The sequence below is a fragment of the Microbulbifer mangrovi genome (genome assembly GCF_002009015.1).
Classification (GTDB): domain Bacteria; phylum Pseudomonadota; class Gammaproteobacteria; order Pseudomonadales; family Cellvibrionaceae; genus Microbulbifer; species Microbulbifer mangrovi.
The window spans coordinates 1-299 of sequence record NZ_LZDE01000017.1; the positions used below are offsets into that span (position 1 = coordinate 1).

The following is a 299-nucleotide window of genomic DNA, read 5'->3' on the forward strand; positions in this document are numbered from 1 at the left end:
CGCAGAAATAGTGTTTCGCTGTATTGGTATTGAACTGATAGAGCTTTAAATGCTCCCCCCCTTCCAAGATATTAATACCATCTAGCGGAACTGACGCGGCTATTGCACCTCTTCTACGGCACAAAGAGCAATCACAACGCCGAAGATCTATAAGGCCATTAGGCAGATCCAGCTCAATTTTGACAGAGCCACAATGGCATGAGGCTACATGTTTTGGCTGAATTTTTATCCCATCCACCTCTTTCAAATTCAGGCTCATAGCTCCCTCCTTGTGCTCACATAACGCCCAGCGCAGGCGC

General features: G+C 47.2%; 1 protein-coding gene. It reads right to left on the reverse strand.

Annotated features, from left to right (window positions below):
- Positions 1–259 (reverse strand): GFA family protein (locus B4U49_RS19185; protein WP_420811452.1); only part of this gene is annotated, 259 nt, incomplete at its 3' end.
- Positions 260–299 lie beyond the last annotated feature (40 nt).